The 20,975-nt window shown below is 66.4% G+C and carries 23 protein-coding genes; 5 read left to right on the forward strand and 18 right to left on the reverse strand.

The annotated features are described in order from the left end of the window. A partial coding sequence (locus A5752_RS27830; RefSeq protein ID WP_067092100.1) for a dihydrodipicolinate reductase occupies positions 1-915 on the forward strand: 915 nt, incomplete at its 5' end. Here the strand turns inward: A5752_RS27830 and A5752_RS26050 are convergent. The 11 genes from A5752_RS26050 to rplS all read right to left on the reverse strand — a co-directional run bounded on the left by A5752_RS26050 (position 893) and on the right by rplS (position 11,927). Then, the gene (locus A5752_RS26050; protein ID WP_231983526.1) at positions 893-1,372 is read right to left on the reverse strand and encodes an Rv2253/PknI dimerization domain-containing protein; all 480 of its coding nucleotides are present in this window, start codon (positions 1,370-1,372) and stop codon (positions 893-895) included. The two genes, A5752_RS27830 and A5752_RS26050, sit on opposite strands and share 23 nt — an antisense overlap. Continuing rightward, positions 1,369-3,087: an MCE family protein gene (locus A5752_RS26055; RefSeq protein ID WP_067092299.1), complete on the reverse strand. Its 1,719-nt coding sequence runs from the start codon at positions 3,085-3,087 to the stop codon at positions 1,369-1,371. The genes A5752_RS26050 and A5752_RS26055 overlap by 4 nt, the downstream gene beginning before the upstream one ends. Then, a complete protein-coding gene (locus tag A5752_RS26060; protein ID WP_067092104.1) occupies positions 3,087-4,247 on the reverse strand; it encodes an MCE family protein in 1,161 nt (386 codons plus the stop codon). The genes A5752_RS26055 and A5752_RS26060 overlap by 1 nt, the downstream gene beginning before the upstream one ends. After that, positions 4,244-5,671, reverse strand: a complete 1,428-nt coding sequence (locus A5752_RS26065) for an MCE family protein (RefSeq protein ID WP_067092301.1) — start codon at positions 5,669-5,671, stop codon at positions 4,244-4,246. Before A5752_RS26065 ends, A5752_RS26060 begins: the two co-directional genes overlap by 4 nt. Further along, entirely contained in the window at positions 5,668-6,768 is a 1,101-nt protein-coding gene (locus A5752_RS26070) for an MCE family protein (protein WP_067092106.1), read from the reverse strand. The genes A5752_RS26065 and A5752_RS26070 overlap by 4 nt, the downstream gene beginning before the upstream one ends. Next, a complete protein-coding gene (locus tag A5752_RS26075; protein ID WP_067092108.1) occupies positions 6,768-7,793 on the reverse strand; it encodes an MCE family protein in 1,026 nt (341 codons plus the stop codon). The genes A5752_RS26070 and A5752_RS26075 overlap by 1 nt, the downstream gene beginning before the upstream one ends. Continuing rightward, the gene (locus A5752_RS26080; protein WP_067092110.1) at positions 7,790-8,983 is read right to left on the reverse strand and encodes an MCE family protein; all 1,194 of its coding nucleotides are present in this window, start codon (positions 8,981-8,983) and stop codon (positions 7,790-7,792) included. The genes A5752_RS26075 and A5752_RS26080 overlap by 4 nt, the downstream gene beginning before the upstream one ends. Positions 8,984-9,551: 568 nt before the next feature. Then, complete coding sequence (locus A5752_RS26085) at positions 9,552-9,857, reverse strand: DUF2469 domain-containing protein (protein ID WP_064398671.1); 306 nt, start codon at positions 9,855-9,857, stop codon at positions 9,552-9,554. A gap of 55 nt (positions 9,858-9,912) precedes the next feature. Beyond that, positions 9,913-10,644 (reverse strand): ribonuclease HII, encoded by a 732-nt coding sequence (locus A5752_RS26090; RefSeq protein WP_067092303.1) that lies wholly within the window; start codon positions 10,642-10,644, stop codon positions 9,913-9,915. 39 nt (positions 10,645-10,683) lie between these two features. Next, the gene (gene lepB, locus A5752_RS26095; RefSeq protein ID WP_067092305.1) at positions 10,684-11,499 is read right to left on the reverse strand and encodes a signal peptidase I; all 816 of its coding nucleotides are present in this window, start codon (positions 11,497-11,499) and stop codon (positions 10,684-10,686) included. Between the two features lie 86 nt (positions 11,500-11,585). Next, positions 11,586-11,927: a 50S ribosomal protein L19 gene (gene rplS / locus A5752_RS26100; protein ID WP_067092307.1), complete on the reverse strand. Its 342-nt coding sequence runs from the start codon at positions 11,925-11,927 to the stop codon at positions 11,586-11,588. A 313-nt stretch (positions 11,928-12,240) separates the two neighbouring features. Here rplS and A5752_RS26105 point away from each other — a divergent pair, with 313 nt between their 5' ends. Together A5752_RS26105 and A5752_RS26110 are read left to right on the forward strand one after the other, a co-directional pair. After that, complete coding sequence (locus A5752_RS26105) at positions 12,241-13,185, forward strand: serine hydrolase (RefSeq protein WP_067092112.1); 945 nt, start codon at positions 12,241-12,243, stop codon at positions 13,183-13,185. Positions 13,186-13,237: 52 nt separating this feature from the next. Further along, entirely contained in the window at positions 13,238-13,762 is a 525-nt protein-coding gene (locus tag A5752_RS26110) for a hypothetical protein (RefSeq protein ID WP_067092115.1), read from the forward strand. 7 nt (positions 13,763-13,769) lie between these two features. Here A5752_RS26110 and trmD read toward each other — a convergent pair whose 3' ends face one another. The 5 genes from trmD to A5752_RS26135 all read right to left on the reverse strand — a co-directional run bounded on the left by trmD (position 13,770) and on the right by A5752_RS26135 (position 16,399). Next, complete coding sequence (gene trmD, locus A5752_RS27615) at positions 13,770-14,447, reverse strand: tRNA (guanosine(37)-N1)-methyltransferase TrmD (RefSeq protein WP_067092117.1); 678 nt, start codon at positions 14,445-14,447, stop codon at positions 13,770-13,772. 3 nt (positions 14,448-14,450) lie between these two features. Continuing rightward, a complete protein-coding gene (gene rimM, locus A5752_RS27620) occupies positions 14,451-14,966 on the reverse strand; it encodes a ribosome maturation factor RimM (RefSeq protein WP_067092119.1) in 516 nt (171 codons plus the stop codon). 8 nt (positions 14,967-14,974) lie between these two features. After that, positions 14,975-15,217 carry an RNA-binding protein gene (locus A5752_RS26125; protein WP_003881089.1) on the reverse strand — a complete coding sequence of 81 codons (243 nt, stop codon included), beginning with the start codon at positions 15,215-15,217 and terminating at the stop codon, positions 14,975-14,977. Positions 15,218-15,225: 8 nt separating this feature from the next. Beyond that, entirely contained in the window at positions 15,226-15,732 is a 507-nt protein-coding gene (gene rpsP / locus A5752_RS26130) for a 30S ribosomal protein S16 (RefSeq protein WP_067092121.1), read from the reverse strand. A 238-nt stretch (positions 15,733-15,970) separates the two neighbouring features. Beyond that, complete coding sequence (locus A5752_RS26135) at positions 15,971-16,399, reverse strand: nuclear transport factor 2 family protein (RefSeq protein WP_067092123.1); 429 nt, start codon at positions 16,397-16,399, stop codon at positions 15,971-15,973. 32 nt (positions 16,400-16,431) lie between these two features. Between A5752_RS26135 and A5752_RS26140 the strand changes: the two genes are divergently transcribed. Next, a complete protein-coding gene (locus A5752_RS26140; protein ID WP_067092125.1) occupies positions 16,432-17,310 on the forward strand; it encodes a D-alanyl-D-alanine carboxypeptidase family protein in 879 nt (292 codons plus the stop codon). A gap of 73 nt (positions 17,311-17,383) precedes the next feature. Beyond that, positions 17,384-18,229: a D-alanyl-D-alanine carboxypeptidase family protein gene (locus tag A5752_RS26145; protein WP_067092127.1), complete on the forward strand. Its 846-nt coding sequence runs from the start codon at positions 17,384-17,386 to the stop codon at positions 18,227-18,229. Positions 18,230-18,299: 70 nt separating this feature from the next. Here A5752_RS26145 and A5752_RS26150 read toward each other — a convergent pair whose 3' ends face one another. Both A5752_RS26150 and ffh read right to left on the reverse strand, forming a co-directional pair. Then, positions 18,300-19,373, reverse strand: coding sequence for a metal-dependent hydrolase family protein (locus A5752_RS26150; protein ID WP_067092129.1), 1,074 nt, complete (start codon positions 19,371-19,373; stop codon positions 18,300-18,302). Between the two features lies 1 nt (position 19,374). Then, positions 19,375-20,943: a signal recognition particle protein gene (ffh, locus tag A5752_RS26155; protein WP_067092131.1), complete on the reverse strand. Its 1,569-nt coding sequence runs from the start codon at positions 20,941-20,943 to the stop codon at positions 19,375-19,377. Positions 20,944-20,975 lie beyond the last annotated feature (32 nt).

Genomic DNA, 20,975 nt, shown 5'->3' on the forward strand with positions numbered 1-20,975 from the left:
CTGATCGGACTCGAACCCGACTGTGTCATCTATTCGGCCAGCGGGCCGGAACGTGACGCGCTGGCCGTGCCCGACTATGTGAAGCTCCTCAGCGCGGGAATCAACGTGGTGACGACCAGCACCACCCGCCTGGTCAACCCCCATGCCTACGAACCGGTCGAGTGGCGCGATCAACTGGCCGCGGCCGCCAAGGAGGGCCAGGCATCGCTGTACGCGTCGGGTATCGAGCCCGGGTTCGTCGCCGACTACCTACCGCTGGTGCTGAGCACACAGTCCTCGCAGATCGAGAAGATCCACGCCTACGAGATCGGCCTCTACGACGACTACGGCGTGCCCGACATCATGAGCGACGCTTTGGGATTCGGCCGCCCGCTCGACTACCAGCCATGGATCTCCTTCCCCGGCGCGATCGCCGGCGAATGGCAGGGCCAGATCCGCATGGTTGCCGATGCTCTTGGCGTTGAGGTGCAGGAGATTCGCGAAACGTTCGACCGCGTGGTGACGGAGCGGCCGCTCGAGGTGGCGATGGGCACCGTCGAGGCGGGGACGTGCGGCGCCCTGAGGATGCAGGCTATCGGCATCGTCGACGGTCAGGAGGCGATCGTGATCGAACACGTCACCCGTTTGGCGCCCGACGTCGCTCCCGAATGGCCGACGTTGCCGGACGCACTCGGATACCGCATCGTGATCACCGGCCAGCCCGACATCGAGTGCACTATGGCGGCCACCGTGCGCGACCGCAAGGACGCCGCAATCGAGAGCATGACCTCAGGCGCCGGAGCGATGGTCGCCACGGCGATGCGGGTCGTCAACGCCGTGCCGTATGTCGTTGCCGCTCAACCGGGTCTGCTCAGTTCCGTGGATTTGCCGCTGACCATCCCGAAGCACGCGTTCAACCCACGCGGGTCAGCCTGAACGGCATCTCGATACCGAGCACCTTGTTGAAACCGCAGGCGCCACTTGGGCCCTCGGTCTTGTCCCACCCCTCGTACTTGTTGGGGTCCTGCGGATAACCCAGCCAGAACACCCATGACTGCTTGCCCGGGTAGGCCGTACCGTCGATGCACGGTTCCCAGTCCGGCACGGTCCTGGTGACCTTCCACCGACCGCTCATGTACACCAGATCCGCGCTCCAGCCCTGATCGCTCTCGACCCGGCCGGTGCAATCCTGATACGTCGTACATGTCGAGGTGATGGTCCACCTCTGGGTGACACTCGCCTCTTCATGACGTGAGTCTTTGGTTGTCGCATACCGGCCATCGGAGAACGCGGTGAACACGCCGTTGATCGCGACCTCGTTCTGCGCCAGTGCGTGCGGCGCGAAATGGATCGCCGCGACGATCGTCACCCCGATTGTCAAAGCTCGGATCACTGCGCCCCTCCCTCGTAAATCAACTGCTGCCAAGATTTCGGGGTCTGTACGAGATCGGTCTGGCGGCCGGCGTTCCCGTCCGGCGTCGCATACCGTCCCGTCTGCGGGTCGTAGTGCGCAACAGCGACCGACGGTCCCTCCGAAGCGGGACCGGTGGTGATCGAACTCGGCGTCGCGGGTACCGGCCCGGGCGGAGGTGGCGAACCGTCCGGCGGCGGTGCGCCTTGCAGCGGTGGCCCGTGTGGGGTTACCCCCTGCGGTGCGGGTGCACCGGCGACGGCCTGCTGGTCCACCGGATGCGAAACCAGGGGTGGGATCGCGTTCGGCGGCAGCGATGGCATCTGCGCCCCGGGAGCGAGCGGCGGAGGTGGGATCGGCGGCAGCGGGCCCCGCGGAACCGCGCCGGGCGGGAGTGGCGTGCCTTCGAGCGGGGCGAAGAGGTTCTCGTCGGCCCTGACCCGGTCGTCAGGCGGCACACCTTGTGCGATGAGGTTCGGGTCGATCGGATACGCACCGAGGGTGTGCTGGCGCATCGCCAACGGTTCGTAGGGCTTGTCGCTGTAGCACTGCTCGACGGTGGGCGCCCGCTTACCCGGTACCCCCATGCACGGTGCGTTACGCGCACCCCGCACGACGATCGGCGAGTCTTGCGGCAGCTTGCAGTAGATCCCGTCCGGCGTGTCGATCGTGGTCTGATCGTCCGGGCTCCGCCACTGCGAGGGCGGAAGGAACCCGACCGTGCACGGGTTGGGGTCGGCCATCTGAATGCGGAAGTCACCCAGGGCGATACCGGTGGGGTTGTTCTGGGGAGCCGACGACTGCACGTTGGCCACGAACGGCGGTAACAGCACGAGCACCTGCTCCAGCGAGGGGCGGTAGGTGACTGCAACCTGACCGATCGTGGTCATGTTTGCCAGCAGCACGGGCAGTGTCGGCTTGATCTGCTCGAGCAGACCGGCGACCTCGTCGGCTGCGGCGGGGCCCTCGTCCAGAAGAGTGCGGATCTGCCGGTCGTCCGCCGCGACCTGCCCGGTGATACCGGCGACGCTTCGCGCCCACACCCGCAACGAGTCGGCCGATCGGGCCTGCGAATCCAGCAGGGGCAGCGAGTCTTCGGCCAGTCTCGCCGAGCGCGAGGGGTCCTCGTTCAGGGCTTCGGAGAGCGTGGCCGACGAGTCCACCAGCGATCCCATGTCGAACCCGGCGCCGCTGAACGCGTTGTACGATTCGTCGATCAATTCCGTCAGGCGGCCCTTGGGGATGCTCGCGATCAGGGTGTTCAGCTGCTCCAGCATCGGGCTCACCGGCTGCGGAATCGTGGTGTCGGCCATGGCGATCACCGATCCGTCTTCCAGATACGGCGGCGAGTCGGTGCGCGGGAGCAGCTCGACGTACTGCTCGCCGACGGCTGAGACACTGCGCACTTCGGCATGCAGATCGGCGGGGATTCTGGGTGACGTGTCGAGCCGCAGCGTCGCGGTGGCCCGTGTGCGGGTCACGTCCATCTCGGTCACCTTGCCGACCTGCACCCCGCGATAGGTGACGTTAGCGAACCGGTACAGCCCGCCAGAGGATGGTAATTCCAGTGTGACGGTGATCTTCCCGATGCCCAGCAGGGTGGGCACCTGCATATAGGTGAACACCATCGCGACCACGCCGATGATTGACGCGATCGTAAAGATCACGAGCTGGATGCGCACCATCCGCGGCAGCATCAGCCACCACCCCCCGGTTCCCACGGTGCGGGCGCAGCATTCGGGATCGGGCCGAAGGGTGGCGAGGTCCCAACGCCCAGTGGGAATTTTGTGTAGTACGCGTCGTATCCGGGGTCGCCCGGCGCGGGAATCAACGATGCGCGGTTCTGCCCGAGCGCGGTGCCGAGCAACAATCCACGCTTGAGCCGGGCGTTGGTCCAGTCCACCGTGACGAAGAGGTTCACGTAATCACCGCGGACCCCGCGGTCGATCAGGTTCTGGCTCAACGGGAATGTCGGGAGGGCGGCCAGCGCCGTGTCGATCTCGGCGCCCACATCGGCGAGCGCGCGCAGCGTCGGCTCCAAGTTCTGCAGATTCGTGACGAGGTCGGCCTGTGTGTCGGCGATCAAGCCGGAAACCGTATCACTGAACTGCCCCAACCGATTCAGTGCGGTGGTGAAGTTGGGCCGCTCGCGGATCAGCACGTCGAGAGCGGGCGGGATCTTGTCGAGAGCGCGGGTGAGCACCCGTTGTTCATCACCCAATCGCTGCGAGAACCTGTTCAGCTCGTCGATGGTCGCGATGATGTTGTCGCGCTGTTGGTAGAGGGTCCCGACGAAGGTGTCCAGTCGGGCGATCAAGTCGCGCACCGTCCCCTGTCGTCCCGACAGTGCGGTGTTGAAATTGGCGATGATGTCGCCGATCTGACCCAGCCCCCCGCCGTTGACCACCGCCGCCAGTGACGACAGCGTCTGTTCCGTCGACGGGTAGGTCGACGTCCTGTTGAGCCCAATGGTGGCGCCCGGGTTGAGACGTCCGCTCGGCTTCTCACCCGGCGGCGGGTCGAGCGCCACGTGCATGGAGCCCAGGAGACTGGTCTGGCCGACGGTAGCGACGGCGTTGGCGGGCACCACGACGTCAGGCTTGACCGAGACATCGAGGTCGATGTGCCAGCCGTGCAACGTCATCTTGCCGACGCTGCCGACCACCACGTCGTCGATCATCACAGGTGAATTCGATTCCAGCGTGCCGACGTTGGCGAGTTCGACGTGGTAGACGTCGGCGTCCGGCCCTCGGCCCACCGCCCCCGGCAGCGGCAGCGAGTTCACTCCCTGAAACGAACACCCGGTGGGCGTCAGCAGCAAGGTCAGCCCGGTCGCCACCACGCGGCGGCCGATCATGAGGGTCCTCCGCCGTGCGGGATGGGGGGCGCGGGATCGGCCTGCGGGTTGGGCTGTTCGGCGGGCAACAACATGTCCTGCAGTGTCGGCGGACCCGGTGCTGCCGGTGTCGCGACCGGTGCGGGCGCCGCGAGTGGTGCGGGCGGCATGCCAGGCGGTGGCGGGGGCGCGCCCCAGCCGGGAGGCGGCGGTATGTCGCCGATTCCGGTATAGGCCGACACCGCGGGTGGAGGCTCGGGCTGATCGTCGGGCGGTCCACCCGCACCGGGCATCAGCTCCGGTTCCGAATACCGCAGCATGTACGACGGCGGATTCGACGTCAGGAACAGGCTGAACGGGAACGGCACGTTGTTGATGCTCGCGGTGCGCAGGCCGGGCCCGAGGTATTGCGAACACAATTTGCCGGTCGTGGGCGAGGTGACGTTCTGCAACGCCCCGATCATGCCGCAGAAGGCCCATACGGGATTCGACAAGTTGTTGAGCACGAACACCCCGCTGGCGGCGCCGGTGCGCGGGTCGAACATGTTGACGGCGTTGGCGATCGAGTGCGGCGCGATGTGCAGGACGTTCTCCAGCGCCATCCGGTGGTCGACGAGGTTCTGCGTGACGTTGGAAAGTCGTTGGATCTGTTCGGCGGTCTGATTGCGTGTGCCCCGGATGAACCGGGTGGTCTCGCCGACGACGTCGGACAGATTCGTCAGCGCGGCGTCGAGATCGGATCGGCTGTCGTCGACAACGCTGGTCAACGTCGCGAACCTGTCCTGGAACTGCACGATCTGCTCGTTGCTGTCCCGCAGCGCAGTGACGAACGTCTGCAGGTGGTTGATGGTGTCGACGATGTTGCCACTGCCGTCGGCGAGGATGCGACCGACGCCGGACAGCTGCGCCAGCGTTTGACGCAGTTTGTCGCCGTTGCCGTCCAGCGCGTTGGCCGCGCTGTCGATGAACCGCCCGACCGACCCGGTCGACATCCCCGCTGCGGGCCCGAGGTCGGTCGCCAGGCGCATCAGCTGTTCTTTGACTTCGTTCCACTCGACCGGAACGGCCGTGCGCTCCAACGGGATAACGTCGCCGTCGGCCATCGCGGGCCCGGATTCGTATGCGGGTGTCAGCTGGACGTACCGCGCCGACACCAGGTTCTGGGCAACGATCACCGCCTTGGCGTCGGCGGGCACTTTGATGCCGTGGTCAACGGCCAACCTCATCTCGGCCTGAGTGCCGACCGGTTTGATCGATTCGATCGAGCCGACCTTGACGCCCGCGATGCGGACCTCGTCACCGGGATAGATGGCAGTGGCGGTGGTGAACTGGGCGGTGATGGTCGTGGGCCGGAACACGGTCTGCCGGATCAGGGCCACGACGCCACCGACGAGCGCCACGACCAATGCGACCGCGAGTGCGCGCTTGACCCAGTTGTTGTTCATCGTCCGGGCCCCCACTGTTCATTGGGCATCGGGATTCCGTTGTAGGGGAATGGAAGTTCGGCGCGCGGTCCGGCGTTGTCGGGTGGCTGGCCGGCGTTGACCCCGCGCCGGAACCCGAACGCGTAGTCGAAGAACGGCTGGAAGATCTGGGCGAAGAAGATGTTGGGGATGTAGGCCTGGTAGTACGGGCCGTTCCCAATCGTCTCGCCAAGCGTGATCTGGAACTTCGCCAGTCCCGGGAGCGCCTTGGCGATGTTGTCTCGGTTGCGCTCCAGGATCTCGGTGACTCCGTTGAGTTTCTCCAGCGTGGGGGCGAGCTGTTTCTCGTTGTCGGCGATGAGGCCGGACAGCTGTTGCGACAACGCCGATGTGTGGGCGAGCAGTTCGACAATGGCGTAGCGCCGCGCCGACAGCACCGATACCAAGTCGTTGGCATTGAGGATCAGCGTGTTCACCTGCTGGCTGCGGTCCGACAGGATCTCGGTGACGTCGGCGCCGTTTTTCAGCAGATCCCCGAGAGTTTCGTCGCGGTCGTTGATCGCCTTCGACAGCCGGGTCAGCCCGTCGAACGCGGGGCCCAGCTGCGGCGCCACCTGGTCCAGGGTCGCCGCCAACGTGTCCAACGACTGGTTCAGCGACGCGGTGTCGGTGCCCGCCGTGTTGCTCGTCAGCTCGCTGACCGCCTCGGTCAACGAATAGGGGGATGCGGTGCGCGACACGGGAATCACATCCATCGGGTGCAGCGACCCCTGGCCCTTGGACTCCAGGGTCACGACGCGCTCGCCCAGCAGGGTTCCGGTCCGGATGTGTGCGGTGGTGTCCGATCCCAACGACACCGAGCCGTCGACCACCATCGTCACCAGTGCGTTGCGCCCCTGCAGCGCAACGCTGGAGACGGTGCCCACCTTGATACCCGAGATCACCACGTCGTTGCCCGGTGCCAGCCCGCCTGCGTCGCTGAACAACGCCTGATACCGCGCCGAGGTCGCCCAGGATACCAACCGTTCGGGCGCAAGGCCCACTGCGATGACAAGCACGATCAGTACCACCCCGAGGATTCCGGCGCGGATCAGTTGTCTGCCACGGTATTTCAGCATCAGGGCTCGGCACACCTCCCGTTTTCCTGTTTCAGCCAGGGGAAGACGGCGGTGCGGCCCTGCAGGTCGGTCACCCGCCACTTGAGTTCACAGATGTAGTAGTTGAAGAAGCTTCCGTATGAACCGGTACGGACCAGTTTCCGGTAGTTCTCGGGCGCCTTCTGCAGGCTCGTGTCGATACGGTCCTTTTGGAAGTCGAGGTTGGGCGCCAACCGGGCGAGCTCATCGATGGTGCCCGCCAGCGGGGCGCGCGCCTCGCTGAGGAGGTCGGCCACCGACGCCGATCCGTTGTTCAGCGACTCGATCGCTGTGCCGATCGGGTCGCGTTCCGCCGCAAGCTCCGTGACGAGCTTCTCCAAGCGGTCGACCGTGCCCGAGAACTTGTCCCCCTCGCGATTCAGTGTGGCCAGCAACGTGCGTAGATTGTCGATGAGGGTCTGGATCGTCTGGTTGTGCTCCGCCAGCGCCGTGGTGAATCCCGACGTGTTGTCCAGCAGCGATCGTAGGGTTCCGCCCTGTCCCTGGAAAATCTGGATCAGCGAAGCCGAGAGGGCGTTCACGTCCTGCGGATTGAGCCCGCGGATAACGGGTTTGAGTCCGCCGAGCAGGAGGTCCAGGTCGAGCGCGCCCTCGGTGCGCTCCAGCGGGATCTGGGAATCCGGCGGCGCCGGCGTCCCGTCCGCACCCTCGATCAGCTCGAGGTACCGGTCGCCGACGAGGTTCAGATAGCGCACCGCTGCTCGGGTGCCCGTTGTCATGCGCACGTTCGGATCGGCGTCGAATTTGACCAAGACCGTTTTGTCGGGCTGCAGTTTCACGCTGTTGACCGTGCCGACCCGCATCCCTGCCACCCGCACGGACTGCCCGGCCTTCAGCCGGGACGCATCGGCGAACACCGCGGTGTAGTCCTTCGTGCTGCCTGTTTGGTACTGGCCGAAGATGAAGAACAACGATGCAGTCAGCATCGCCATCACCAGGGCGAAGAGCCCCATCTTGACCAGAGTCGGCCGCAGCGAACGCCTCATCCGGGCATTCCGATCTGTGCCGTATTTCGGGGCGGCCCAGCGGTTTCGGTGTCGGGGAACATGATCTGCTTGATCAGGTCGGAGTTGAGGACGATGCCCGGGTAGGTGCGTCGCCACGGGTTGGTTCCGGTGTCGGCAACCACATACGGTGCGACGGTCTCGAACGGCATCTTCGGCAGTCCGGTGCATTGCGGACCACCCTCGGCGCCGGCCTTGGGCAGATCCAGGGGATAGCGGTACCGCTCCTGGGCCCATAGGAAGCCGGCCAACACCTCGACGCCCGGCGCTTTCAGTGGCGGGAAGTGCGACGCCTCGACTATGCCGGCCAGCCCACACCACAACGCCTGGTTGTACTCGTTGGTCAACGCGGTGGTCGGCACCAGCAGCCGCACGACCTCCCCGAGCGACTGGCTGTTCTGCCCGATCACCTCGTTGCCGACGTCGGCCAATCCGGTGACGCTGACCAGTGCCGCATCCAGATCGTCCTGTTTGTCGACGATGGATTCGCTGATGGTCGCCGCGTTGTCGGCGATCGACACGAAATCCCCTGACACGTCTGCGTATGCGCGCAGCACGCTGGGAGCAAGTTCCAGGTCGCGATTGAGCGCCGGCAGGCTGGGCTCTAGCGTCGCAAGGTAGGAGTCCAGATCGGAGAGCATCTTCCCGAACTTGTTGCCCCGGCCGGACACCGCCTGCGCGATGGCACCGAGCGTGGCATTCAATTTCGCCGGTTCGATCGTCGACAGCACCGAGGTCAGTTGTTCGAAGACGGTGTTCACTTCGACCATCACGTGCTGCGCCTCGATCACCTGACCGGCGCGCAGCGACTGGGGCGATGGGTCGTCGGGGAAGATGAACTGGACCTGCTTGGCGCCGAACACCGTTGGCGACGCGATGTCGACCAGCGCGTTGGCCGGTATCGCGTCGAGGCGAGAGGGATCCATCGCGAGATGCAGTGCCGCCTCACCGCTGGGGAGACCTTCGATCGATGCGACCCGTCCGACCTGAACACCTCGGACAAGTACCTTCGCATCGGGGTTCATCACGAGACCGGCGCGCTGCGAAATGACCGTGACCGGAACGGTATCGGAGAAGTCGCCCCGAAACAGGCTCGCCGCCACGACGAAGACCGCGACGATCGCGACGATCGACACCAAGCCGACGAGGGGCCGAAGTACCGCGCGCTTCACCGAGCGTCTCCGTGCACGTACTCGAGATGTCCCGCACCGCACCCGATTGGTCGGTATGACAAGCCTGTATTCCCCCCAGCATGCGATCGAGGACGGTGCAGGACTTTACGCCGGAACATATCTTTGGGTCAATCGCTCCCGTTGCCAAGTGGAAATTCGAGGTTGCAGATCTTCTTTCGAGCGGATTTACACAGGAAAAATGTTTGCTGCTCAAGCATGTCACACGGTTTCGAGCAGTTCAACCAGCAATAATGGGACAAATACCTGTTATCTGTCTCGCGTTCGGGACGTACGTGGCCGGCGTGTCAGCGTCATTGTCCAGCAGGGCAGACGGAACAATGATTAGGCCCAATCCGAGCATCGCGCAACGTGACCGTAAGGCGGCCGCCCCAATGTGGACGTCATCGGCGGAACTCAATGATGCCGTGTCGCCGACCCCAAAGGGCCTAAATGGCAATCATTATGAGAATAGAGACGGACAGTCTCAAAAAGGCCCTGCGGCAACCAAATCGGTCCGCCGCTCCGTTGCGATCAACAATTGTCGCCAGCGTCAAACGTGCCGCCGCGTTTATTCCGGAAGCCGCAATTCCGGCTTTTCGACCTCTTCGATGTTGACGTCTTTGAAGGTGATCACCCGTACCTGTTTGACGAAGCGGGCGGGCCGGTACATGTCCCAGACCCAGGCGTCGGCCAGACGCAGCTCGAAGTAGACCTCTCCGTCGGAGTTGCGCGGTACGAGTTCGACGCTGTTGGCGAGGTAGAACCTGCGCTCGGTTTCCACCACGTAACTGAACTGGCCGACAATGTCCTTGTATTCGCGGTAGAGCGAGAGCTCCATCTCGGTTTCGTACTTCTCGAGATCTTCGGCACTCATCGGCTCAGCTGTCCTTCATGTTGGTCGCTGCCCCCTTGTTGGCTCCCATTGTCCCCTACCCCGCTTCGTCGCGTTGATGCGGTGGACCCACCTGGTCGGCGTCGACCAGTTCGGTCACCACCTTGATCCCTGCGGCCGTGGCCACACGGCGGACGTTGATGAACGAGTAGCGGTGCTGACTAGAGGGCCCCAGCTCGGCCAGCGCGGCGCTGTGCGCCGGCGTGCTATAGCCCTTGTGATCCGCGAAACCGTAGCCGGGATGTTCGGTTTCCATCTTCACCATCAACCGGTCGCGGCTGACCTTGGCCAGCACGCTGGCCGCGGCGATACACGCCGCTGCCGCGTCACCCCCGACCACCGGGAGCGAAGGTACCGGCAGGCCGGGCACGCGGAAGCCGTCGGAGAGCACGTAGCCCGGTCGCACCGAAAGGCCGGCAACGGCCCGGCGCATCCCTTCGATGTTGGCCACGTGCACACCGCGGCGATCCACCTCCACCGAGGGGATGAACACCACGTGATAGGCCAGCGCGTACCGCCGGATCAATGGGAAGAGGCGCTCGCGCTCCTTCTCGTTCAGCTTTTTCGAGTCATCGAGGGCCGAGAGGCTTTCCAGCCGGTTCGGGCCGAGGACGCAGGCGGCGACGACGAGAGGTCCCGCGCACGCACCCCGGCCGACCTCGTCGACGCCGGCAACCGGTCCGAGGCCGCTGCGATACAGCGCAGACTCCAACGTGCGCAGCCCCGAGGATTTCCGGATCACAGTGCGCGGTGGCCATGTCGCCGGCAAGAACACCCTCTCCTCTTGCGTCCTGGTGCGTCGTGGCGGTTATGTCTGCGGGTTCACGCTGCTCACGCCACCCCATCGGGAGGGAGGCCAGGCGATGAACCGCGCCTTACCGATGACATTGTCCACCGGGACGGTTCCGGCCATCGGGTCACCCGTGCACAGAAGACCCTTCTGGGCATCAGCCGGGGTGTTGGTGCAGTGCGCGCGCGAATCCGCCGAGTGGGTGCGGTTGTCCCCCATCACCCACAGCCGCCCTTCCGGCACCGTCACGGGCCCGAACTCGTTGCCGAGGCAGGGGTAGACCGCGGGGTCGGCGCGCATGGTGTTGGGGTCCAGATATGGTTCGTCGAGCCGCTTTCCGTCGACGGTCAATCCGGTCGACGCTCGACATTCGACGGTCTGACCACCGACGGCGATGATTCGCTTGACGAGATCGTTCTCGTCGGGCGGGACGAAACCCACCACCGAAAGCGCATTCTGAACCCACCGGATCGCGGTGTTGTCCGAGCGGATCGACCGGTAGTTGATGTTCCAGTTGGGTGGGCCCTTGAACACGACGACGTCGCCGGGCTGCGGGGAGGAGAACCGGTAGGACAGTTTGTCCACCATGATCCGGTCACCGGTGCAACCGGGGCAGCCGTGCAGCGTCGGTTCCATCGACTCGGATGGAATCAGGTAGGGCCGGGCGACGAACGTCAGCATGACGTAGTACAGGATCAATGCGATCGAGATCAGGATCGCGAATTCCCGTAGCGCGCCGCCCTTTTTCTTGGGCTTCTCCGCCGCTTCGTCCGGCGAAGTGTCTTCGGGCGCGCGCTCGGTCGATGCCTCGTCGGACTCTGCGGAACCGGTCACCGCATCAGGGTAGCCAGCGCCGTGCTCAACCTCGCGCTGCTCGCGCTCCAATGATCAGGTCCCGGCGCCGACGGCCGACCCGGAGGTCAGCGCTTTTCCTTGATCTTCGCCTTCTTGCCGCGAAGCTCGCGCAGATAGTAGAGCTTCGCGCGGCGCACGTCACCGCGCGTCACGACGTCGATGTGATCGATGTTGGGCGAATGCACCGGGAACGTCCGCTCGACGCCGACGCCGTAGCTTTCCTTGCGCACCGTGAAGGTCTCCCGGATACCGCCGCCCTGGCGACGCAGAACCACACCCTTGAAGACCTGGATGCGCTCCTTGGAGCCCTCGATGACCTTGACGTGCACGTTGACGGTGTCGCCGGGGCCGAAGTCCGGGATGTCGTCGCGCAGCGAGGTCTGATCGACGAAGTCCAGCGTGTTCATCGGTGACACTTCCTTGCGGTTGGCGGCTGCGGGCGCTTCCTGTCGCGTGGACATAAGCCTGCCGAGCCGAACTGATCGGGCGAATCGGGGTGTATCTCGCAGCGGGCGGAGCTGGCCGTTCCCGGATCCTGCACAGACAACTGCTCAATTGTGCCAGATGGGAGCCCTCCGGCGAAATCGCGCCGGATCGTCGCGCCGATCCTTCGTAAGGTTAGCTAAGCAGGCGGTGGTGGTACTCAAGCATTAGGCTTGATACCAGGGCTTAAGCGATGCGGCGGGGCCCGACTTCCGATCCAGCCATTCGAGGAGGGTCATGCGACGGCGGCCGTCGATGCTGGTCAGGACGATCGCACTGATCGCCGCTGTGGTCCTGACAGCAGCCGGGTGCGAGGCGAAGGTGCACGGCACGCCACCGGCGGCCGCGGGTCCGCAGCTGACCGTCGTCGCGCCGCAGGGCAACATGGCCCCGCTGCCCGAGGCTCCCCCCGACGAACCCGCCGCCTCATTCGGCGGCCTGGACACTCGCACGCAGCAAGCCACCGCGCAGGCCGCCGAGGCCGGCGCCGACCTTTCGATCGCCGTTCTCGACCGCAACACCGGATATCTGGTGTCCAACGGCAACAACGAGGCGATGCCGATCGCGTCGGTGGTCAAGCTGTTCATCGCCGACGATCTGTTGCTGCAGGAGTCGCAGGGCAAGACCGAACTCACGCCCGAGGACCGCAAGGCGTTCGAGGCGATGCTGCGCTCTTCCGACGACAGCGCCGCCGAGGTTTTCTGGAACCGCAGCGGCGGCAGCGAGATCGTCTCGCGCGTCACCGCGCGATACGGCCTGGGCGACACCAGCACGCCGTACAACGGCCGCTGGTTCAACACGTTGAGCACGACGCAGGACCTGGTCCGGTACTACTCGGAGTTGCTCTCCGGTGGTGGCGGGCTACCGCCCGACAAGGCCGACATCATCCTGTCGAACCTGGCGGCGTCGACACCCACGGCGCCCGACGGCACGGTGCCCGGCGGCGTGTACCCGCAGCGGTTCGGCATTCCGGAGGGGCTCTACGACGAGCGGGTGGCGGTCAAACAGGGGTGGTTCTGCTGCTGGAACGGCGGCAATTGGGTGCACTGGTCCACCGGAGCGATCGGTGCCGACCGTCGCTTCGTCATGGCGATCGCGTCGATGCAACCCGCCGACGACGCCACCGCTCGCGACACGATCACCCAGGCGGTCAAGACGATGTTTCCCGGCGGCCGCATCTGACGGGTACGGCAAAAGCCTCTTCACACCGCGGCGAGTAGGGCACGCTGCGTTGATGACGTCAGCCGATCGCATACCGCACCTCTCCCGCCGCGCCGCGCTCGGTGCGCTGGGACTGGGCGCCGCTGCCATCGCCACCGCCCCGCAGGCGGCGGGCCAACTCGACCAGGGCTACGAGGCGATGTTGATGAAGTGCATCGATCCGCGGTTCACCACCAGCACATGGAAGTACATGACCGGCCGGGGTTGGCAGAACAACTACAGCGAGTTCGCCTTCGCCGGCGGGCCGGTCGGCGTGGTGGCGCCCGCGTTCGCGGGTTGGCACGAGACGTTTTGGGAGAACCTCGCGATCTCGGTGGACCTGCATTGGTTGACGCGGTTGATCGGCATGGCGCACCGCGACTGCGGCGCGGCCGCTGCGGCCTACGGCGATCGCGTGTTGACCGACAGGGCCTACGAGACCGAGGTGTTGTCGGGGGCCTTGCGCGCGTTCCGCGATGAGGCCGGTCGGCGTCAGCCCGCTCTGGTCGTCGAACTCGGCATCATGGATCTGGACGGGACCGTCGAGGTCGTCACCTGACGCGCGCTCAGTCGAGTAGATCGGGGCGGCGCTCGCGGGTGCGATCGAGGCCCTGCTCGCGACGCCAGGCGGCGATCCTGGCGTGGTCGCCGGACAACAGGATCTCGGGCACGTCGAGGCCCCGCCAGCTGGGCGGCCGGGTGTAGCTGGGGCTCTCGAGAATGCCCTCGGAATGCGAATCCTGTTGGTGCGACTGGGGATTACCGAGCACACCGGGCAGCAACCGCACGACGGCCTCGATCATCACCAGTGCGGCCGACTCGCCGCCGGGCAACACGTAGTCACCGATCGACACCTCCTCGACGCGCATGCGGCGAGAAGCGTCCTCGACGACGCGCTGGTCGATCCCCTCGTACCGTCCGCAAGCGAACACCAGGTGTTTCTCGTCGGCCCACGCCGCGGCGTCCGCCTGGCGGAAAAGCCGGCCCGCGGGGGTCGGCACCACGAGAAGCGTTTCGTCCGAACAGATCTCGTCGAGCGCCTCACCCCACACCGGCGCCGTCATCACCATGCCCGGCCCCCCACCGTAGGGCGCGTCGTCGACCGAGCGGTGCACATCGTGCGTCCAGCGCCGCAGATCGTGCACGGCCAGCTCGACGATGCCGGACTCAATGGCCTTGCCGGGCAACGACTGTCGCAAGGGTTCGAGATATGCCGGGAAAATCGTCAGGACGTCTATTCGCATGGCTCAGATCTCCAGCAGGCCTTCCGGCGGGTCGATCTCGACCAGCTGATCGGCCAGCGACACCGAGGTCACGATCGCGCTGACGAACGGCACCAGCACCTCGCGGTCGTCGCCGCGGACGGCGAGCAACTCACCGGCCGCCGTGTGCAACACCTCGGCGACGGTGCCGACGTCGACGCCGTCGGTGGTGCGCACCCGCAGCCCTTCGAGTTGATGGTCGTAGTACTCGTCGGGGTCCTCGATCGGCGGAAGTTGCTGCGAGTCGACGAGGAACACGATGCCGCGCAACGCGTCGGCGGCGTTGCGGTCGTCGACGCCGTCCAACCGGATCAGCAACCGGCCGCCGTGTTCGCGCACCGACGTGATCGTGTACTCGCGCTCGGCGCCGCCCTTGCCGGGGCGACCGCGTAACGACACCCCGGGCGCGAACCGCGCGTCGGGATCGTCGGTGCGCACGTCCACCACCACTTCACCGGTGATGCCGTGCGCTTTGACGACGCGCCCGACAACGAGGTCCATGCGCGGGGCTACTGGTCGGTGTCCACCACGTCCACGCGGATACCGCGACCACCGATGCCGGCGACCAGCGTGCGCAGCGCGGTCGCGGTGCGGCCACCCCGCCCGATCACCTTGCCCAGGTCATCGGGATGGACGTGGACCTCGACGGTGCGACCACGACGGCTGGTCACCATGTCGACGCGGACGTCGTCCGGGTTGTCGACGATCCCGCGTACCAGGTGTTCGACCGCGTCGACGACGACAGAACTCACGGCCGGGCTCAGCTTTCAGTGGCGCCGGAGACGGTGGCGTCCTCGCCCTCAGCGGGGGGCTCGGACTGGTCCTTGGCGGGCGCCGGGTCGGCCTGCGCCTCGGTCTCGGCGGCCTTCTTGGCTGCGGGCGCCTTCTTCTTCTTGGGCTGCGTGGCCTCGGTGCTCGGACCGCCCTCGGCCTCCGCGAGCGCGGCGTTGAACAGCTCGAGCTTGCTGGGCTTGGGCTCCTTGACCTTCAGCGTGCCCTCCGCGCCCGGCAGGCCCTTGAACTTCTGCCAGTCGCCGGTGATCTTCAGCAGCGCGAGCACGGGCTCGGTCGGCTGGGCGCCGACGCTGAGCCAGTACTGGGCCCGCTCCGAGTCGATCTCGATGAGGCTCGGGTCTTCCTTCGGGTGGTACCGGCCGATGACCTCGATGGACCGGCCCTGGCGGCGGGTGCGCGCGTCGGCGACGGCGATGCGGTACTGGGGATTGCGGATCTTGCCGAGCCGCGTGAGCTTGATCTTTACAGCCATGGTTGTGCGTCTTCTCCTGTGATTGCCACGCTGGCAATTCAGCGATCGAGGCGGATTGCCCCGGCCCGGTTTTGCCTTTGCGCGTGTGACCGCCGCAGGGTCGTAATCCCGCGGCAGACAGCCGCCCATTGTGCCAGAACAGCCCCGACCGGGAGAAATCCGCTACCGGTTGACGGCTGGACGGGCTTGACGGGTTGATTCCACGCACCACGTGAGGGGGATCAACCCGTCAAGGGGGTCAGAGGAGTTTGTCGAAGCACTTCTCCTCGACCCGCTTGCTCATCCGCCAGCCGTCGGCGGTGCGCACGAACTCGTCGACGTACCAGATCCCGACGAAGTAGATCGGGCGTGCGTCTTGGTCGGAGCCACCCATCACCATCGGGTTGAAGCAGATCGCGCGGGACGACGCGGTGTCATCCGTGACGCGGATATCGACGTTGCCCAGCATGTGGTAGTACGCCGGGAAGTTCGGCAGCACGTCTTTGAGCCACGCCTTGACAGCCGGAAAATGGCCGTCGATGCCGCCGGTGACGCGATAGTCGATGTAGGCGTCCGGCGTGAAAACCCGGTCGAGGTCGTCGAATCGCTTCCGATCGATGGCGGTCGAGTAGTCGATCAGCAATTGCTGGATCTCGAGGCGGTCCGAAATCTCTTCCAGGCTCAACATGGGTCGATTGAACACGACTAGGCTGCCTGCCCATGCGCAAGCTGTTGATCTGCGTCATGACCGTGCTGTGCGTGACGATCTGGGGAACCTCCAACGCCGCCGCCGCTCCCGTCGACGTCAGCCAGCCGTCGGGCTCGGTTCCGGTTCCCGACGGCCCGGCCCACGCCTGGGTGCTCGCCGATATGGACACCGGTGCCGTGCTGGCGGCCCGCGACGAATACGCGCAGTACGCGCCGGCCAGCACGATCAAGGTGCTGCTGGCGTTGACGGTGCTCGATGAGCTGCCGCTGGATGCCACCGTGGTCGCCAACGAGGCCGACACCGAGGTCGAGTGCAACTGCGCGGGCGTCACGCCCGGCATGGTGTACACGACGCGGCAGCTGCTCGAGGGGCTGCTGCTGGTGTCGGGCAACGACGCGGCCAACACGCTTGCGACCATGCTCGGCGGTTACGACGTCGGCGTGGCGAAGATGAACGCCAAGGCCGCCCAGCTCGGCGCGAACGGCACCCACGCGGCCTCGCCATCGGGGCTCGACGGGCCCGGCATCGACATGTGGTCGTCGCCGCGCGATCTCGCGGTCATCTTCCGCGCCGCGATGGCCAACCCGGTGTTCGCGTCGATCACCGCACAGCCGACGGCGGTCTTCCCCACCGAGGCCGGCGACAAGGTGCTGGTCAACCAGGACGAACTGCTCAAGCGGTATCCGGGCATGCTCGGCGGCAAGACCGGATTCACCGACCGCGCCCAGAAGACCTTCGTCGGCGCGGCGCAGCGCGACGGCCGCCGGTTGGTCGTCGCGTTGATGTACGGCATGGACAAGCCCGGCCAGCCGACTTACTGGGATCAGGCCATGAGCCTGTTCGACTGGGGCTTCGCGCTGAGCCCGGGAGTCGGTATCGGCGCACTGTGATCACCCGTTGAGTTGCTGAATCGCAACGCATCCGAGACCGGGACTCCGAACGGCGTCGATACGCTCGGCGTCCATGCGAAGCATGTTGGCCGCCTTGGCCACTGCGCTGTCTTGCGCAATGGCGGCGGCCGTCGGCGTCGCCCCACCCGCGCCAGCCCAGCCGCGGGGTGAACCGTCGGGCGCCGTCGCGCTGCCGGACGGACCGGCGCAGGCATGGGTGCTCGCCGACCTCGACTCGGGGCGAATCCTCGCTTCGCGCAATCCTTTTGAACCCCATGCACCGGCCAGCACCATCAAGGCGCTGCTGGCGATGGTGGTTCTCGACCAACTACCGCTCAACGCGGTGATCGCCGCTAGGCCCGCAGCCGCCGACGTCGAATGCTCTTGTGTCGGAGTGAAAGCCGGGCGCGCCTACACGGTGCGGCAACTGCTCGACGGCCTGATGCTGGTGTCGGGCAACGATGCCGCCAACGTCCTGGCGGACGGTCTCGGCGGATACCGGGTCGCGGTGGCCAAGATGAACGCCAAGGCGCAGGCGCTGGGGGCACGCAGCACGCGTGCGTCGTCGCCATCCGGGCTCGACGGTCCGGGCATGGAGTCGTTGACCACCGCGAGCGATCTCGCGGTGATCTATCGCCAGGCGCTGCGCTATCCCGTGTTCGCCGCGATCGTGCGTCAGCCGTCGTCGTTGTTCCCGACCGACAACGGGCCGAAGACGATCACCAACCAGAACAAGTTGCTCGAACGGTATCCGGGCACGCTCGTCGGCAAGACCGGCTACACCAACCTCGCCCGCGACACCTTCGCTGCCGCGGCGCAACGCGGCAATCGGCGGTTGGTGGTCGCGCAGTTGTACGGCAACGGCGATCTCTACGGGCAGGCGATCCAACTGTTCGACTGGGGCTTCAGCCAGCCTTAACCGTTGCGCGAGCGACCGTGTTTGCACATGACACGCCGCCATCTCGCGGCATTTTGTGGTCGCTCGCGCCTCAGGGAAAGGTGCGCCCGCGCAGGATCACCAGGTCCGGGTTGTTGACGACGCCCGTGCCGTTCCGCGGATCCTCGGCGTAGCAGACCAGATCGGCGGGCGCACCGTGCTCCATAACCGGGCGGCCGAGCCACTCGCGGGCGCTCCAGCAGGCAGCGCCCAACGCCTCGGTCGGGGTCATCCCGATGTGCGTGAGCGCTTCGATCTCGTCGGCGATCCGACCGTGTGCCACCATGCTGCCCGCGTCGGTGCCCGCGTAGATCGGGATGCCGGCCTCGCGAGCGGCGGCGATGCGCGGATAGCACTTCTCGTGCAGGTCCCGCATGTGCTTGGCATACGCCGGGTATTTCGACGCGCCGTCGGCGATGCCCGGGAAGTTGGCGATGTTGATCAGCGTCGGCACCAGCGCCGTACCGTGCTCGACCATCAGGTCGATGGTGTCGTCGGTGAGGCCGGTTCCGTGTTCGATGCAGTCGATACCGGCCTTGATCAGCCCCGGCAGCGCGTCCTCGCTGAACACGTGCGCCGTCACGCGGGCACCGACGGCGTGGGCGGCGTCGATCGCGGCCTTGAGCACGTCGTCGGACCACAGCGGCGCCAGGTCGCCGACCTCGCGGTCGATCCAGTCGCCCACGAGCTTGACCCATCCGTCGCCGAAGCGCGCCTGCTCGGCCACCGCCTCGGGCAGCGCGGATTCGTCGTCCAACTCGATCGCGAACCCGCGCTGATAGCGCTTGGGCTTGGCGAGGTGGCGGCCCGCGCGGATGATCTCCGGCAGATCGTCGCGCTCGGCGAGGCTGCGGGTATCGATCGGAGAGCCCGCGTCGCGCAGCAGCAGCGCGCCGACGTCGCGTTCCACCTCGGCCTGGGTGATGCAGTCGTCGAGGTTGTCGAGCGGGCCGTGGTCGCCGAGGCCGACGTGGCAGTGCGCGTCGACGAGCCCGGGCAGGATCCACCCGCCGTCGAACACCGTCTCCGCGCCGCTGACCGGTTCGGCGCTGAGCACGCCGCGGTCGATCCACCACTCCACCGGCTGCTCGTCGGGCAGTCCGACGCCGCGGACGTGGAGCTTCACGCTAGTTCTGACCCGGGAACTTCAGCTTCGACAGGTCGATGTCGGCCAGGCCCGGCGGCAGCTCGTCGAGGCCCTTGGGCATGTCGGACAGATCCGGGAAACCCGCGGGCATACCGGGCATTGAAGCGCCGAGCGGATTGCGCACCTTCGGCTGCGTCGGCCCCCGGCCTCCCTTCTTGCCCTTGCCACCCTTCTTCTTGTTCTTGCCCGCCTTGCGAGAGTTCTTGCGGCCGAACGGCATACCCATCTGCCCGGCCATCTGCGACATCATCTTGCGGGCCTCGAAGAACCGCTCGACGAGCTGGTTGACCTCACCGACGGTCACGCCCGATCCGTTGGCGATGCGCAGCCGGCGCGACCCGTTGATGATCTTGGGGTCGGCACGCTCCTCGGGCGTCATACCGCGGATGATCGCCTGCAGCCGGTCGAGCTGTTTGTCGTCGACGGCGGCCAGCGCATCCTTCATCTGGCCCGCGCCGGGCAGCATGCCCAGCAGGTTGCCGATCGGACCCATCTTGCGGATCGCCAGCATCTGCTCGAGGAAGTCTTCCAGCGTCAGCTCGCCGCTGCCGATCTTGGCGGCGGCCTCCTCGGCCTTCTGGGCGTCGAAGACCTGCTCGGCCTGCTCGATCAGCGACAGCACGTCGCCCATGCCCAGGATGCGGCTGGCCATCCGGTCGGGATGGAAGACGTCGAAGTCCTCGAGCTTCTCGCCGCTGGAGGCGAACAAGATCGGCACACCGGTGATCTCGCGGACCGACAGCGCGGCACCGCCGCGGGCGTCGCCGTCGAGCTTGGTCAACACCACGCCGGTGAACCCGACACCCTCACGGAACGCCTCGGCCGTGGTGACGGCGTCCTGGCCGATCATCGCGTCCAGCACGAAGATCACTTCGTCCGGATCGACGGCCTCCCGGATCGCGGCGGCCTGGCTCATCAGCTCCTGGTCGATGCCGAGGCGGCCCGCGGTGTCGACGATCACCACGTCGAAGTGCTTGGCCTTGGCCTCGGCCAGGCCGGCGGCCGCGACGGCGACCGGATCGCCGGGCGCCGCATCGGCCGCACCGTCGGCCGACACACCCGGGTGGGGCGCGAAGACCGCGACATCGGCGCGCTGGCCGACGATCTGGAGCTGGTTGACCGCGCCGGGCCGCTGCAGGTCGCACGCCACCAGAAGCGGCGTATGCCCTTGCACGCGAAGCCATCTCGCGAGCTTGCCGGCCAGCGTGGTCTTACCGGAACCTTGCAGACCGGCCAGCATGATGACCGTCGGCGGCGTCTTGGCGAACGCCAGCGGGCGGGTCTCCCCGCCGAGGATGCCGATGAGTTCCTCGTTGACGATCTTGACGACCTGCTGGGCCGGGTTGAGTGCGCCGGACACCTCGGCGCCGCGGGCGCGTTCCTTGATGCGGTTGACGAACGCGCGCACGACGGGCAGAGACACGTCGGCTTCGAGCAATGCCAGCCGGATCTCGCGGGTGGTCGCGTCGATATCGGCGTCGGTCAGCCGCCCCTTGCCGCGCAGCCCCTGCAGGGCGCCGGTCAACCGGTCGGACAGGGATTCAAACACGACGTCCAGCCTAATGGGAGCCGCGGGTGGCC

Source organism: Mycobacterium sp. 852002-51961_SCH5331710, assembly GCF_001665535.1.
Taxonomy (GTDB): domain Bacteria; phylum Actinomycetota; class Actinomycetes; order Mycobacteriales; family Mycobacteriaceae; genus Mycobacterium.